Below are 15,640 nucleotides of genomic sequence, written 5' to 3' on the forward strand. Positions count from 1 at the left end.
CAGAAAATTAAGAAAAGGTGGCTATGGTCACCTTTTTATTGTTGTTTAATTTATATTATTTACTGTTGGTTTATTTGTTGCTTGATTCTTTTTCACCACTATCTCGTTCAACCCATAAACCGACTATAGCTGATAACATACATGCAGCAATAAGTCCTATACACCATAAAACGTAATACATATTAGTTCCTTAATAAAGAGAATGTTTATTATTTTCGATATGATTTTTATCCAGTCTTCCAAACATTTTGATATATGACCAAATTGTATAAAAAAGAACAATAGGCAAAAATATAAGAACCACAATAAACATAATATTAAGTGTTAATTGACTTGATGATGCATCCCATATCGTTAAACTTGCATTTGGCATAATGCTTGATGGCATAATAAATGGGAAAGTTGCAATACCATATGTAAATAGAACGCAAACAATTGTTAATATCGATGAAAGGAATGCGGATCCATTTTTATTTAGGCTAGAAAAGAGAATAGTTAATAGTGGTAACATTACGCCTAAAACAGGTACTATCCATAAAATAGGATAATTTATATAGTTGGCTAACCACGTTGCATCTGTCGATACTGTTTTAGCTAATGGATTAGATGCTGCCTTATAATCAATTACACTCGTAATTTCATACCCATTAATACCAAATGCAACCCAAACTCCAGCTAAAACAAATGCAATTAACATTACTAAACTAGCAATTTGCGTCGCTGTTCTAGCTCTTAAATAAAGCTCTCCTGACGTTTTCATTTGTAACCATGTTCCACCATGAGAAACAAATAACATTAAACTCACAATTCCCGTTAATAATGCAAAAGGATTAAGTAAGCCAAAAAAGTTACCATCATAAAACACACGATAAGCATTATCGAATCTAAAAGGAACGCCTTCTAATAAGTTACCAAAAGCGACACCAAAAACCAATGCAGGTACAAAGCTACCTGCAAAAATGCCGATATCCCATAGATTACGCCATTTTGAATTTTCTAATTTACTGCGATAATCAAAACCAATTGGTCTAAAAAATAGTGCGCAAAGCACTAAAATCATCGCAATATAAAATCCAGAAAATGATGCTGCATATGCCATTGGCCAAGCAGCAAAAATACCTGCACCAGCAGTGATTAACCAAACTTGGTTTCCATCCCAATGAGGAGCAATTGCATTAATCATAATACGGCGTTCTGTATCTGTTTTACCGATAAAAGGTAATAAAATACCCACACCCATATCAAAACCATCTGTGATAACAAAACCGATTAAAACAACACTAATCAGCACCCACCAGATGACGCGTATAATTTCGTAATCAATCATTGTGTATACTCCTTATGTCCTATTCTGTTACTGGTTGTGTTTTTTCATAATGGTAGTTTCCTGTTCCTAAAGAACTTGGCCCTAAGCGAGTAAACTTAAACATTAAGAATAATTCAGTAACTAAGAACAGGGTATAAAGTCCACAAATAAGCACCATTGTGAATAATACTTCCCCTGGTGTTAATGATGAATTAGCAACACCTGTTGGCAAGATATCTTGGATCGCCCAAGGTTGACGACCATATTCTGCAACAAACCAACCTGATTCACAGGCCAACCAAGGAAACGGTAAAAATAGAACCAATAAACGATGTAACCAACGTTTTTCACCAATTTTATTTTTATAAGTTGTCCATAAAGCAAAACCAGTGCCAAGGATCATTAACCCGCCAAGACCAACCATGATTCTAAAAGCCCAAAATAGTGGCCACACAGTTGGAATTGAATCTTCTGTTGCCGCTTTAATATGTTCTTCTGTTGCTTCAGGTATAGTTAAATTATCACGATCAGTAAAACGTTTAACTAAATAACCATAACCTAAATCAGCTTTATTAGCTTCAAAAGCTTCAAGTACAGTAGGATCTTGATTACCTTGTTGGATTTTTTCTAAGTTACTGTAAGCTAAAATACCATTTCTAATTCGAGTTTCATTATTGGCTAAAATATCTTTTAAACCTTTTACTGGAGTGTCAAGCGAACGAGTAGCGATTATTCCCATTGCATAAGGAATTTCAATTGCAAATGAGTTCTCTTTATTTTTTTGAGATGGAAATGCAATAACGTTAAATGGTGCTGGGGCAGGGTGAGTTTCCCATTCAGCTTCAATTGCTGCTAATTTAACTGGTTGCACGGTTGTGAGTTCATGGCCTGCTTCATCGCCCATAATGGCAACTGCAATTGACATAATAAAACCAAACATAGCAGCCACAGCAAAAGAACGTTTTGCAAAAGCAACATCGCGTTTTTTTAGCAAATAATAAGAGCTAATACTTAAAACAAAAATTGCGCCTGTTAAATAGCCAGCAGTAACAGTATGAACAAATTTATATTGAGCAACAGTGTTAGTAATCAACTCAAAAAAGTTAGCCATTTCCATACGGGAATTGATAGGATTAAATTCAGACCCTACAGGGAATTGCATCCAGCCATTAGCAACTAAAATCCAAAGCGCTGATAAATTTGAACCAAACGCTACGCACCAAGTCACCATTAAATGTTTACCACGGCTTAATCTATCCCAGCCAAAAAAGAATAAACCAACCATGGTTGATTCTAAGAAAAATGCCATTAAACCTTCAATCGCTAACGGCGCACCAAAAATGTCTCCCACGTAGTGTGAATAATAAGACCAGTTAGTACCGAATTGAAATTCCATGGTCAAACCTGTTGCGACACCAACGGCAAAATTGATACCAAACAGTTTACCCCAGAATTTTGTCATATCTTTCCAGATTTGCTTACTACTAACAACATACACTGTTTCCATAATTGCTAGCAAAAACGCCAAACCTAGCGTTAATGGTACAAAAATAAAATGATACATTGCCGTGAGTGCAAACTGGAGGCGTGAAAGTTCTACTATATCTAACATAAACGCTCCCTAATTCTTAAATGCTCACAAATTTCTATGTTATTGGCGGTTATTATACACCGATAATTACAGAATAAAAATTGATATACATCAAAAAACTATATCTTAGCTTGTTTTTTTACTGCATCACCAATATCGGTAAGGCTCTTTACGACTATAATGCCTGCTGATTGTAATGCTTTTGTTTTTTCTTCTGCTGTACCTTTATTTCCTGAAATAATTGCACCGGCATGCCCCATTCGTTTTCCTGATGGAGCTGAAACACCAGCGATGTAAGCAATAACAGGTTTAGTTACGTGTTTTTTAACATATTCAGCTGCTTCTTCTTCTGCGCTACCGCCAATTTCACCGATCATAACAATAACTTCAGTTTTAGGATCTTGTTCAAGTAATGCTAAAATAGAAATAAAATCACTACCTGGGATAGGATCACCACCGATACCAACGCATACAGATTGGCCTATACCAATATCTGTTGTTTGTTTGACCGCTTCATAAGTTAATGTACCAGAGCGAGAAACTATCCCTACCGAGCCTACACGGTGAATATGTCCTGGCATAATACCTATTTTACACTCGTCAGGAACAATAATACCTGGGCAGTTTGGCCCTATCATTACTACATTGTTAAGTTGTAATTTTTCTTTAACAATCAGCATATCTAAAGTTGGGATGCCTTCAGTAATACAAACAATTAATTTAATTCCTGCATCAATTGCCTCTAAAATAGAGTCTTTACCGAATGCTGCTGGCACATAAATAACACTTGCAGTTGCGCCGGTTGTTGCAACCGCTTCTTTTACAGTGTTAAAAACAGGCAAACCTAAGTGAGTTGTACCGCCTTTGCCTGGTGTCACACCACCAACTAACTTGGTACCATATGCAAGCGCTTGCTGTGAATGGAAAGTTCCTTGGCTACCCGTAAAGCCTTGGCAGATAACTTTGGTTTCTTTATTAACTAAAATTGACATGATAACTATTCTCCATACATCCTATATACTAGGCAACAGCAACAATTTTTTGAGCCGCATCTATTAAACTTTCTGCAGTAATAACATTTAATTTACTTTTAGATAAAATTTCTCGGGCAAGTTGTGCATTATTACCTTCCAGGCGTACGACAACAGGAACGGTAAGGCTTATTTCTTTTATTGCACTAATAATACCATCGGCAATTAAATCACAACGAACAATACCGCCAAAAATATTCACTAAAATCGCTTTTACGTTTTTGTCAGATAATATTAACTTAAATGCTTCAGCAACACGTTCTTTCGTTGTGCCACCACCAACATCTAAAAAGTTAGCTGGTTCACCGCCATGCAGTTTAATAATATCCATAGTTGCCATCGCAAGACCTGCACCATTAACCATACAGCCAATATTGCCACTTAATGATACATAACTAATGCCTTGTTTTGCTGCGATTGATTCACGCTCATCTTCTTGAGTTGTATCTCTTAAAATATTTAAGCTAGGATGCCTAAAAAGGGCATTATCATCTAAAACAATTTTTGCATCTAAACAAACTAATTCTTCTGAATTAGTAATCACTAATGGGTTAACTTCGGCTAATGAAACATCATTCTCTAAAAATAATTTAGCGAAATTAACAAATAATTTTGTAAACTGATTAACTAATTTGCCTGTTAATCCTAATTTAAATGCAAGCTCACGGCCTTGGTAAGCACAAGGTCCCGTTAAAGGATCAAGCAAAGTTTTATAAATTAAGTGTGGTGATTTTTCGGCAACACTTTCTATATCAACACCACCTTCTGTTGAAGCCATAATCACTACACGCTTAGAACTACGATCAACCACTGCCCCCAAATAAAGCTCTTTATAAATATTAGATGCTTTTTCAATTAAAATCTTATTAACAGGCTGACCTTTACCAGTAGTTTGATAAGTAACAAGGTGTTGCCCAAACCATTTTTCAGCAAATTGCTTTATTTCATCATAGTTTTCAGTACAAATAACACCACCAGCTTTACCTCGCCCTCCTGCATGAACCTGACATTTAGCGACTAAAGGGTTTGAGACTGTTTCTGACGATAATTCGGCTAATGTATCTTGTATTTCATCAATCGAATTACAAACGTATCCTTGCGGTACGGGTAAATTATATTGCTTAAAAAGGTATTTAGATTGATATTCGTGCAGGTTCATAACGAAATTCCACAGCCTAAGTTAATATAAAAATGATGATAATTTTAATGCAAGATAAATAAATTGTATAGCAAATAATAACTTATGTTTGATGTGATTTAGAATCATTGCTGATAATAAATGACAATGATATACTTCTAAGAGAAATTTATATATCGTAAATAACAAAGGTACAAATATGAAACAAGTTGGTATTTTTTTTGGTAGTGACACCGGCAATACAGAAAATGTAGCAAAGCAAATCCAACTCATTTTAGGTAGTGATAAAGCTGAAGTTTTCGATATTGCAAAAGCCACTAAAGAAAACATTGAACAATATAATTACCTATTTTTTGGTATTCCAACTTGGTACTATGGTGAATCACAAGCTGACTGGGATGATTTTTTTCCTAATTTAGAAAAAATTGATTTTAATGGTAAAACAGTGGCTATTTTTGGTTGTGGTGATCAAGAAGATTACGCAGAGTATTTCTGTGATGCTATGGGAACACTTCGCGATATTATCGAACCTAAAGGCGCTAAAATTGTTGGAAACTGGTCTATTGAAGGGTACAGTTTTGAATCGTCAAAAAGCTTAGTTGATGATACACATTTCGTTGGTTTAGCTATTGACGAAGATCGCCAACCAGAATTAACAGAAGAGCGCATCAACAGTTGGGTAAATCAAGTCCGAGCTGAAATGAAAATTTAATCTATTAAAATGATTTCTTTTATTTACCTTATATAGTTCCTATAATGGAAACATATTAACAAATTAATGGGAAGTAATATGACAAATCATGATAATGATAATAATGCGGCGCTCAAAAGTGCAGGCTTAAAAGTTACGTTACCAAGATTAAAGATTTTAGAATTATTACGGAATCCTTCATGTCAACATATCACCGTGGAAGATCTGTATAAGAAATTAATTGATATGGGAGAGGAAATCGGGCTTGCAACCGTTTATCGCGTTTTAAACCAATTTGACGATGCAGGAATTGTTACTCGTCATAACTTTGAGGGTGGCAAAGCAGTTTTCGAGTTGGCGACACAACAACATCATGATCATTTAATTTGCTTAGATTGTGGCGAAGTATTTGAATTTCGAGATGACATTATCAACACAAGGCAAAAAGAAATTGCTGAGCAATATGGTGTTGAACTAACTTTTCATAGTTTATATCTTTATGGGCATTGTCAATCGGGTAATTGTAAGGCACACCCTGAACTTCATCGCAAAAAATAAGCCTATTCCAATAGGCTTTTTATTCATTTAAAATATGATAACTTACCTTGTGCTAGGCTAATAATCAATGAAACAACTTTTAAACTTCGTTCCGCTTGCGTTCTTTTTTGTTTTTCTTTCTATGTATGATGTCTTTGTCGGTGTTCAAGCATTGATGATCACTGCAACAATCTGCTTTCTTCTAATCCTTGCCTTATATAGGAAAATAGATAAAGTAGAGTTGATATCTTATTTAATGGTTATGGTTTTTGGTGGATTTACACTTTATATGCGTGATCCTAATATAATTAAATGGAAAGTCACTATTATTAACTTTTTATTTGCCGCAGCCTTGTTAGTTAGTCAATTTATTTTCAAAAAAAATCTGTTGCAAAAAATGCTTGGCAAAGAAATCCAGCTAGATATAACTATTTGGAATAAATTAAATTTATTATGGGTTATCTTTTTTATACTATGTGGCATAACAAGTTTAGTGGCAACCTATTACACTACAGATGATTTCTTTTGGATATTTAAAGTATTTATTTTGCCGAGCGCATCATTACTGTTATCGTTGATATCAGGTATTTATATCTATAAAAATATGAATAATGATTTAGAGAACAAATAATAAATAATAAAAAAGGGTATTTTAGCATGACACAAGATACAAATCCTAAAGGTCAACTAGTGCTTAGAACGCTTGCAATGCCAGCAGACACCAATCCTCATGGGCACATTTTTGGTGGTTGGATCATGTCTCAGATGGATCTTGCAGGCGGTATTTTATCAAAAGAGATCGCAAGAAACCGAGTTGTAACGGTTAATGCTAGTAGTATTACATTTTATAAACCAGCCATGGTGGGCGATGTGGTTTGTTGTTATGCACATTGCATTAAAACTGGAAAAACATCTATCACAATAGGTATTGAAGTTTGGGTTAAAAAAGTCATTGATACATCTGATACAACACAACGATTTTGCATAACAGATGCTGTATTTACTTATGTTTCAGTGGACAAACATAATAATCCCAAACCATTACCAGAGGTATTCCAGCATTATGATTCAACTAAGGATCCGATAACTAAATTAAACCTAAATAATAACTAATAAGTATGCAATTTACCTCATTTCATGCTTTAGTCAGTTCTTTGATCTTCCTTGTTTATTGGTTGATCATTGTTTCAACGACGTTACGTATTGTCTTTAAACGAAGACCAACAACTTACGTTATTGCATGGATGTTAGTTATTTATATCTTACCACTTGTGGGTGTGATCTTATATTTTGCGCTAGGCGAAGCTCACTTAGGGCAACAACGCGTTAAACGAGCTCAAAAAATGCGCCCAACTATTTCCAAGTTTATTCACCGAATAGGTGACTTTTCTGATATCTTCACTGGTAACGTAAGCCAAGTTAGCAAACCCATTTTCCAACTTTGTAAGCACCAGACGGGTCTTGATGGTATTAATGGTAATCACATTGAATTGTTGAGTGAAACCAATGTCATTTTTGACCGTTTAATTGATGATATAAACCAAGCGACATCGAATATTGAAATGGTATTTTATATCTGGAATGAAGGTGGTCGAGCTGATGATGTTGAGCAGGCGCTCATTCAAGCAAGTAAACGAGGCGTAATTTGCCGATTAATGGTTGATTCTGCTGGTAGCCGGCATTTTATCCAAACAAACGCGAGTAAAAGAATGCGCGATGCTGGCATTATCATTGTCGAAGCTTTGCAAGTAAACTTGCTTCGCTTTATGTTTAGACGGTTAGATTTACGCCAACACCGAAAAGTCGCTATTATTGATAACTATATATCTTATACTGGAAGCATGAATATAGTTGATCCGCGCTTTTTTAAACAAAATAAGCATGTTGGCGAATGGGTTGATATTATGGTAAGAATGAGTGGGCCGGTTACAACACTTATGGGAGCCATATATGCTTGTGATTGGGAGCTAGAAACAGGTAAACATTTAGCATTACCACAAATTACTGATTTTGCCGAGCCACCAGAAGATAAAAAACACATTATGCAATTGATCCCATCTGGCCCAGGCTATACAGAAAATATGATCCATCAAGTGCTATTAACAGCAATTTATTCAGCACAAGAGCAAATTATTTTTACTACACCTTATTTAGTACCAAGTGATGATATTTTACATGCTGTATGCACCGCAGCACAGCGAGGGGTCGAAGTGATTATCATCATTCCCAAAAATAATGATTCATTAATGGTCAAATGGGCAAGTCGAGCCTTTTTTTCTGAATTATTAAATGGCGGGGTAAAACTCTATCAATTCAATGATAACTTATTACATACTAAAAGTGTTTTAATTGACAACCAGCTCAGCCTTGTTGGTACTGTTAATTTAGATATGCGTAGCTTATGGCTTAATTTTGAAATTACCACTGTAATTGATGATGCAGAGTTTGCTAATTCACTAGCCGATCTTTTACAGAAATATTTATCTAATTCAGATCAAATAAAGGCCGAAACATGGAACCAACGGCCTATATGGCAACGTGTAACTGAGAGACTGTTTTACTTTTTTGCCCCTTTACTATAACTATTGGGCTAGTGTTAAGCCTACATCTATGATTGCTAGCAATATTGCTACTGACTAATAACCATTTTGAGAGATATCAGGTAAAAAGCGGTTGTTCTTTAATCTATAAACCTCACTATCAATGGTCCCATTGGTATTAAGCGTAATTTCTCGCCAACCAGGTGCATCATCACTTGATAATTGAAAATCATAACATTCGGGTTTAAATTGGAAACAAGTTGAAGGCGTTGAGAATGCCTTACATTTATGCCAAACATAATCTTGTTTCTGATGAATATGTCCCCAACCTAGTCCTCTTACATTTGGATGTTTTTGGATAACTTTTTCTAATTGCTCATAATTTTTTAAAATATGATGATCTAACCAATGGCAACCTGAATAAATGGGATGATGGTGTAAAAAAATTAACGCATATCTATGAGAATGTTCAGTTAAGGTGTTGTGCAAAAATTCGAGTTCAGATTCGTGTAAGAAGCCATAAGCCTGACCAACAACTTGACTATTTAATAGAATTGTCAGCCAGTTATCACCCAACAGTACGATTTTATTATCAGCAAGTTGATAGTTTGCAAACATTTCTTGCATATGAGCATAATTATCATGATTGCCAGCCAACCATACACATGGAGTGTTAAATTTATTTATTTGTTCAGCAAAACGAGCATAAGCTTTTTTAGAGCCATCTTGCACAAAATCACCTGTTGCCACAATTAAATCATATTGCCTATTGCCTTTCTTTATGTCATCGATAACAGCTAAAAAACTTGCATTAGAATTAATACCAAGCAACGAGCCACTATCTTCTGCAAAAAGATGGGTATCAGTTATATGTAATATTTTGCCGTAATTTTTATTACGGGTCTGAAGCTCTAAAAATGACCCCAAAATTTACCTCAATTATTTATTAATCTATAATTATGGTTAATAATGTCAGCAATAAAATAGGTATTGTGATTGAAAGTAAAATACCCTTATAAATCATATTATTATATTAAACTGTGAAATAAATCACCCGTCTATGAAAGGAATAATTAAACATAATTATAAAAAGTTATTTCCATTCATTTTGTAATAGCTGATGATTAAGCTCCAACCATTGAAGGGCAATAATTGATGCTGCATTGTTAATTATTCCATCTTCAATCCACTGATAAGCTTGAGAGCGGCTTACGACATGGGCTTTAATATCTTCACTCTCTTCGGCAAGGCCATGAATCCCCTTAGCTGTTGATGAGTCAACTTCACCAGCCAATATATGCAATTGTTCAGTTAAACCGCCGGGTGAGGCTAAATAACTAATAATAGGTTTACATCGACCTATAGTGATTCCCGCCTCTTCCATTGCCTCACGCCTTGCTACATCTTCTAAGGATTCATTCTCGTGATCCATCATACCAGCTATTAGCTCTAACATCCAAGGGCTGTCTTGAGTTTCAATAGCAGCAATCCTAACTTGTTCTATTAGCACCACCTTATCACGCTTTGCATCATAAGCTAAAAGTACGACCGCATTTCCACGCTCTAAAATTTCACGAGTGACAACCTCGCTCATTGAGCCGTCAAACTTGCGATATTGAAAACGGTATTCAAATAAAGAAAAAAAACCTTTATACAAAATTCGTTTAGTTAAATTAACGATATCATTTTTGTTAAAATTTACCGGATTATGTTTAATTTTCATATAAATTCTCGATTGTAAACTGAATTTGAATAAAAAGTGCGAATAGCATACAAACAATGCTTACTATATGCTAATTATCTGTTAAAATTACGCTATTAGAAATGATACTATATTTTAATGATTTCAAAGAGAAGATTAATGAAAAAAACCTTAACTTTTTTAATTGGATTATTGCTAAGCCAATCTGCTTTCGCTGAAAATTTAATACAAGTTTATGAACAAGCTAAAGAAACCAATCCAGATCTACGCAGCTCATTAGCGGAAAAAAATAAAGCATATGCAGCCATTTCTGGTTCTCGGGCAAGTTTGTTGCCACAAATAGGTTTGAGTGCTTCTTATGGTGTAACGCATGGTCGGCGAGATACAAGTGGCGTAAAATCTAAAAGCGGAAATTTATATCAAGTAGCTGTATCGCAAAGCATTTTTAATTTTTCAAATTGGAAAGGCTTAGATATTACTAAAAAGCAAGCAAGCGTTGCTGATATCGCTTATCAATATCAAGGGCAAACACTAATATTAAATACTTCTGTTGCCTACTTTAATGTTTTAAAAACACTGGATGCATTGAGCTTTATTGATGCACAAAAAAAAGCAATTGGGCGTCAGTTAGAACAAACTCGCCAACAACACCAAGTCGGTTTAGTTGCAATTACTGATGTACAAAATGCTCAAGCAAACTATGATCTAACCGTTGCGCAACAAGTTAATGCTTTAAATGATCTAAACAATGCAATAGAAGATTTACGTCAAGTGAGCGGTCGTTTTTATTCTAGTTTAGCAAGCGTTAACACCAATACCTTTAGAACAGAAAATCCAACGCAAATCAGCACATTGTTAAAACAATCTGAAACGTCTAATCTTAATTTACTCACCATGAAGTTAAATCAAGATATTGCACGTGAACAGATCAAACTTTCTCAATCAGGTCATTTACCTACAGCAAATTTAGATGCATCAACAAATCTTAATAAAACTGACCGATATGGTAATAATGTAGCAGTTGGTGGGCGTGGTGGTAAATCTTATTCTGGGAATAATTATGTTGGTGTTAGTGTTAATCTGCCTATCTTTTCAGGTGGTGCAACAATGTCTAAGGTCGAACAAGCACAACAAAATTACGTCAGCTTTAGCGAAAAATTAGAAAGCACCAACAGAAACGTGATTAATCAAGTACGTTCATCATACAATAATATTTCATCATCAATTAGTGCAATCAAAGCTTATCAACAAGCTGTCGTTTCTGCTCAAAGTTCATTAGAAGCAACTAATTCTGGCTATCAAGTTGGAACACGAACAATTGTTGATGTATTAAATGCGACAACACAGCTATATAGTGCAAAACGAAACCTATCTGATGCAAAATATAATTATTTAACTAGCTTGCTACAATTAAAATATGCTGTGGGAACCTTAACAGCTAATGATTTAGTTTATTTAAACAATATGCTAGGTAAAGAAGTTAGTACTTTAGCTACGATAAAATAATCATTAATTCTGTTATGACAACTGTTTAAAAGGCGAATAAACCGCCTTTTTTTATTATGTCACTAAAAAAATATCTACCACTTCAGACCTAGTCTTTACTGAAGGGCTTGCGTAGGAATTAAAACAAGCTAGCGTCAATTAATAACAAAGGGATTTGTTGGGCTGTAACGAAAACCGAATTTGGTGAAAAGCCAATAATATCAGTCAATACAATAATGATGCGAGTTTTACCTAGCACCATAAAGCAAAGCAAATCGCCAATTTTTTACTGGCTTTATACGATAGCAACAAAGTTATTGGTGAGATTAATACTAAAGATTTCTCTTTTTCACTAAAAGATAGCCTATTTTCTTATTCAGGAAATCCGTCAGAAAACCAAAAGTAAGAAAATAATGAATTTACTAGCAATATTCAATCGAAAATATTAATTTTAACAAAAATGAGTTTTGGCAATCGTTATTTTGATTACCAATTTCAGTATAAAGAAAGAGAAATATAGTATATCGATTTAAAGTAGCTTTTTATTTATTTCGATTAAAAAATGGCGTTTAAATGAAATTGGACGCCAGACATGAAATAGGTTTCTAAGTGTAAACGGAAAGGTTTTTATAGGTTTTTTAAAAAGTTTAAGTAACCAACCATCAGTTCCCTCAAACGACATAAATTCAAAACTTAATGTATGATCCGATAAAATTTTAATATTCCAAAGCCCACAAGCGCTAAGCCAAGCATATGCTCCACCGCCAATTTTGGCACGATCAACGATATGGTAGTTTTTTGAATCAAATAGATAGATGAATAAAACTTCTTCCCAAGGACCACCATCTTCCGTCACAAAAATTAAAACGTAACAGTCATCATAGCTAAAAGCCATTTCTAAATAGCGACCTTCTAGTTTTTCATCATAGCAAACACCATCAACTTCAACAAGCGAGCTAATTTTACCTCTTTTGCTTTTAGGTAGCGGTTTTAATGTAATATTAGATATCGGTTTTATCATGTTTATCCCAAAAAATGCTTATTAATAAAAACCTATCAATAAGAAACTTAATAAAGTCAACAATTAATAAGCAAAATAATAAAATATCCATATTGAAAATAAATTATAAAACTAATTAATGAATAGAACTTGAATTAATATTATTACAATATAAAAACCAATATACACACAATTACATTTGAATTAGATTCATTAACGATTCTATTTTTGCAATTCTATCTTCAACTTTTTTGGCTGCACCATCCAATGAATATCCATCTTCCATCAATTCTTGAATTAAAACAATTTTTTTTATATTCGCTAAATCAAATTGACGAGACTTAGATTGTGGATCAACCGTTTTAATGATGCCTTTTTCTTCCCAATATCGTAATTTTCTAACTGGAATTTTTGTCATCTCAGAAACCTCTCCAATACCAACAATCACGGTTGATAAAAAGTCATCATATGCATTTTTAGCAGAGATATCTTCCATAATAAAACCTTTTTCATCGTTTATTTTTTTATATTTTATCGATTAAATTATATTGTACAACAAATTATGTTGATTTAAAAACCATAATGGATATATACTCCAATTGTTGTAGTTTAAATACAACAATAAAACTTAAAGGACTCATCAATGAAATATAAGTTAATCGTAGGAACAACATTAATTCCTTTTATAGCACTTGCTGTTGTTACCCTTCTATACATTTTTTTACCCATTCCAGAAAATTTACTAATTTTTATCAAAGGTAGCACACCAAGTAATGTCAGCTTATTGACAAGTGTGTTTGGTATTTTTTACGCGATTGGACTAATTATTTGGGGAATTTTATCGGATAAAATAGGCAAAGATTTTACTTTAGCAATAGGCTTACTACTTTTAGCATTAATCACTTTTATTATTCCATTGATAAGTGGTTATTATTTATTATTGCTAGCACGTTCCATCCAAGGCTTTTGTGCAGCCTCATTTCCACCTGTTGCATTAGCGTGGATTTCGGTCAACCTTGCTGATGCAACAAAATCTAAAGCAATCTCAATTATTAGTTGTGCGTTTCTACTCGCAACAACCATTGGGCAATGGTTTGGTTCAATAATGATTGTTGATACACTGCATAAGTCTATGTGGTTTTTAGGTATTATTTACGCATTAGGCGCTGTATGCTTTTATTTCAACAGTTCAAAAAGCAATAGAAAAAAACCAACACCCCAAAAAACAACAATAACTTCAATTTTTAGTAAACTTCCCAATATTTTGTTTAATAAAAAATTATTTCCTATCTATTGTTGTTCGCTCTTTGTTTTACTTAGTTTCGTTAGTCTTTATTCAATATTACACCATAGCTCATTAATCATTTATGTACCAACACTACGTAACATAAGCATTATTGCTATATTATTTAGTCTAACAGCTGGTTATATATTTAAGCTAATCAAACCATTATACGTATTATTCATGGCATTATGCCTAATGAGCATTTCGTTATTAATTCACTGTTTTTATATTAATGACCAATTAAATTTTGTTAGTTTTTTATTTATTATCCATTTTATATTTATTTTTGGACTAGCCTATGCCATTCCATCAATGATTACATGTATTACAATCGAATCTGAAGCTGAAAGTCGTGGCATTGCCATATCGCTATACACCTGTGTTTTATTTATTGGTGCGAGTGTAGGCGCCTTTTTACCAACCATTTTTGAAACAAATACTTTAATTTTACTCGTCACCCTTTTCCTATTTATTTGTGCATTGCAACTAATGTTAAATAAAAGAAATTACCATTAAGGTTTTTATAATGAAAAAAATATTTATTAGCTTAATAATTATAACAAGTTTTTTAAATTCAACTTGTTACGCCGAAGAAATGAGTACAATAAAGGAACCCACTATGAACTCAACGCAAATACAACAAGCAAAAAACATACTTGAACCAAATTTTCAAAAGTTATTACAAAATGCAGAACGCGATTTTAATTTTGTATTAACTAAACAAGGACTCCACAATAAACAGCCTGTCACTCTTTATCGTTTTGAACCCAATGAAAGCATACATCTTGAACAACAACATGTTTCATTATTAATAAATGATACTACTAAAAATTTACAAGGATTAGTAAGATTACTACCTAAATATCAGTCTTCTAGCCAACAAGTTTCCAAAGAAATCGCATTACAAATTACTCTAAATTTTCTTAAAGACTATGCACCAGATTTATTAGAAAACTATAATAATAATTGGATCAATACCCATAACGAAACTATTATTGTTGATGGCAAAAAAAACACACTAACTGGAATGAAAGTCAAATGCCGTGATTTAAATACTGGCCTCTATTTTTGGACTATTATAGGACCTGATCAAACAGTAATGGTTTTTGAAAGAGATATTGACTGGGATTTTATTCGAGCAGGAAGGCAAACTCAAAAATGGTTACATGATAGTTGGTTAGCTAAACACTTATAATAGAAAAACAACTCTAAAAAACAAACGCTACAATTATTTATCAAATAAGCAAATTTTATACTGAAACGCATAATTTCCTGAAACATCTTAACAAGTATATTAACTTGTTAAGATGCAGTTATTTATAATAAAGATATCA

The 15,640-nt window shown here is 33.5% G+C and carries 17 protein-coding genes; 8 read left to right on the forward strand and 9 right to left on the reverse strand.

What is annotated here, in order from left to right; all coding sequences use genetic code 11:
- Window positions 1-70 precede the first annotated feature (70 nt).
- From A9G47_RS14000 to sucC, 5 genes are all read right to left on the reverse strand, one after another.
- Complete coding sequence (locus A9G47_RS14000) at window positions 71-181, reverse strand: cytochrome bd oxidase small subunit, CydX/CbdX family (RefSeq protein WP_141671992.1); 111 nt, start codon at window positions 179-181, stop codon at window positions 71-73.
- A 9-nt stretch (window positions 182-190) separates the two neighbouring features.
- Window positions 191-1,327 (reverse strand): cytochrome d ubiquinol oxidase subunit II, encoded by a 1,137-nt coding sequence (cydB, locus tag A9G47_RS10000; protein ID WP_065588199.1) that lies wholly within the window; start codon window positions 1,325-1,327, stop codon window positions 191-193.
- 19 nt (window positions 1,328-1,346) lie between these two features.
- Window positions 1,347-2,918, reverse strand: a complete 1,572-nt coding sequence (locus tag A9G47_RS10005; RefSeq protein ID WP_065642790.1) for a cytochrome ubiquinol oxidase subunit I — start codon at window positions 2,916-2,918, stop codon at window positions 1,347-1,349.
- A 98-nt stretch (window positions 2,919-3,016) separates the two neighbouring features.
- Window positions 3,017-3,889, reverse strand: coding sequence for a succinate--CoA ligase subunit alpha (gene sucD / locus A9G47_RS10010; RefSeq protein ID WP_065642791.1), 873 nt, complete (start codon window positions 3,887-3,889; stop codon window positions 3,017-3,019).
- A 28-nt stretch (window positions 3,890-3,917) separates the two neighbouring features.
- The gene (gene sucC, locus A9G47_RS10015) at window positions 3,918-5,087 is read right to left on the reverse strand and encodes an ADP-forming succinate--CoA ligase subunit beta (RefSeq protein ID WP_065567705.1); all 1,170 of its coding nucleotides are present in this window, start codon (window positions 5,085-5,087) and stop codon (window positions 3,918-3,920) included.
- Between the two features lie 178 nt (window positions 5,088-5,265).
- Between sucC and fldA the strand changes: the two genes are divergently transcribed.
- From fldA to cls, 5 genes are all read left to right on the forward strand, one after another.
- Window positions 5,266-5,778, forward strand: coding sequence for a flavodoxin FldA (gene fldA, locus A9G47_RS10020; RefSeq protein WP_065642792.1), 513 nt, complete (start codon window positions 5,266-5,268; stop codon window positions 5,776-5,778).
- Window positions 5,779-5,856: 78 nt separating this feature from the next.
- Entirely contained in the window at window positions 5,857-6,315 is a 459-nt protein-coding gene (gene fur / locus A9G47_RS10025; protein ID WP_065567703.1) for a ferric iron uptake transcriptional regulator, read from the forward strand.
- A gap of 67 nt (window positions 6,316-6,382) precedes the next feature.
- Window positions 6,383-6,925, forward strand: a complete 543-nt coding sequence (locus A9G47_RS10030; RefSeq protein WP_065580438.1) for an inner membrane-spanning protein YciB — start codon at window positions 6,383-6,385, stop codon at window positions 6,923-6,925.
- 26 nt (window positions 6,926-6,951) lie between these two features.
- Window positions 6,952-7,407: an acyl-CoA thioester hydrolase YciA gene (yciA, locus tag A9G47_RS10035; RefSeq protein ID WP_065567701.1), complete on the forward strand. Its 456-nt coding sequence runs from the start codon at window positions 6,952-6,954 to the stop codon at window positions 7,405-7,407.
- A gap of 5 nt (window positions 7,408-7,412) precedes the next feature.
- On the forward strand, window positions 7,413-8,876 hold the full coding sequence (gene cls, locus A9G47_RS10040) for a cardiolipin synthase (RefSeq protein ID WP_065642793.1): 1,464 nt from the start codon (window positions 7,413-7,415) through the stop codon (window positions 8,874-8,876).
- A gap of 54 nt (window positions 8,877-8,930) precedes the next feature.
- Here the strand turns inward: cls and cpdA are convergent, their stop codons facing one another.
- Together cpdA and nudF are read right to left on the reverse strand one after the other, a co-directional pair.
- Entirely contained in the window at window positions 8,931-9,761 is an 831-nt protein-coding gene (gene cpdA / locus A9G47_RS10045) for a 3',5'-cyclic-AMP phosphodiesterase (RefSeq protein ID WP_065588205.1), read from the reverse strand.
- A 166-nt stretch (window positions 9,762-9,927) separates the two neighbouring features.
- Window positions 9,928-10,557 (reverse strand): ADP-ribose diphosphatase, encoded by a 630-nt coding sequence (gene nudF, locus A9G47_RS10050; RefSeq protein ID WP_065642794.1) that lies wholly within the window; start codon window positions 10,555-10,557, stop codon window positions 9,928-9,930.
- 138 nt (window positions 10,558-10,695) lie between these two features.
- On the opposite strand from nudF, the gene tolC reads away from it, so the two are divergent.
- Window positions 10,696-12,042 carry an outer membrane channel protein TolC gene (tolC, locus tag A9G47_RS10055; RefSeq protein ID WP_065642795.1) on the forward strand — a complete coding sequence of 449 codons (1,347 nt, stop codon included), beginning with the start codon at window positions 10,696-10,698 and terminating at the stop codon, window positions 12,040-12,042.
- Between the two features lie 508 nt (window positions 12,043-12,550).
- Here the strand turns inward: tolC and A9G47_RS10060 are convergent.
- Together A9G47_RS10060 and A9G47_RS10065 are read right to left on the reverse strand one after the other, a co-directional pair.
- Window positions 12,551-13,042 carry a hypothetical protein gene (locus tag A9G47_RS10060; RefSeq protein ID WP_065642796.1) on the reverse strand — a complete coding sequence of 164 codons (492 nt, stop codon included), beginning with the start codon at window positions 13,040-13,042 and terminating at the stop codon, window positions 12,551-12,553.
- A 172-nt stretch (window positions 13,043-13,214) separates the two neighbouring features.
- Window positions 13,215-13,517, reverse strand: a complete 303-nt coding sequence (locus tag A9G47_RS10065) for a MerR family transcriptional regulator (RefSeq protein WP_065567695.1) — start codon at window positions 13,515-13,517, stop codon at window positions 13,215-13,217.
- Window positions 13,518-13,664: 147 nt separating this feature from the next.
- On the opposite strand from A9G47_RS10065, the gene A9G47_RS10070 reads away from it, so the two are divergent.
- The gene (locus A9G47_RS10070) at window positions 13,665-14,822 is read left to right on the forward strand and encodes an MFS transporter (RefSeq protein WP_065642797.1); all 1,158 of its coding nucleotides are present in this window, start codon (window positions 13,665-13,667) and stop codon (window positions 14,820-14,822) included.
- A gap of 103 nt (window positions 14,823-14,925) precedes the next feature.
- On the forward strand, window positions 14,926-15,501 hold the full coding sequence (locus A9G47_RS10075; RefSeq protein ID WP_065580444.1) for a hypothetical protein: 576 nt from the start codon (window positions 14,926-14,928) through the stop codon (window positions 15,499-15,501).
- Window positions 15,502-15,640: the final 139 nt, after the last annotated feature.

The sequence above is a fragment of the Gilliamella sp. WF3-4 genome (assembly GCF_001690275.1).
Classification (GTDB): Bacteria; Pseudomonadota; Gammaproteobacteria; order Enterobacterales; family Orbaceae; genus Gilliamella; species Gilliamella apicola_C.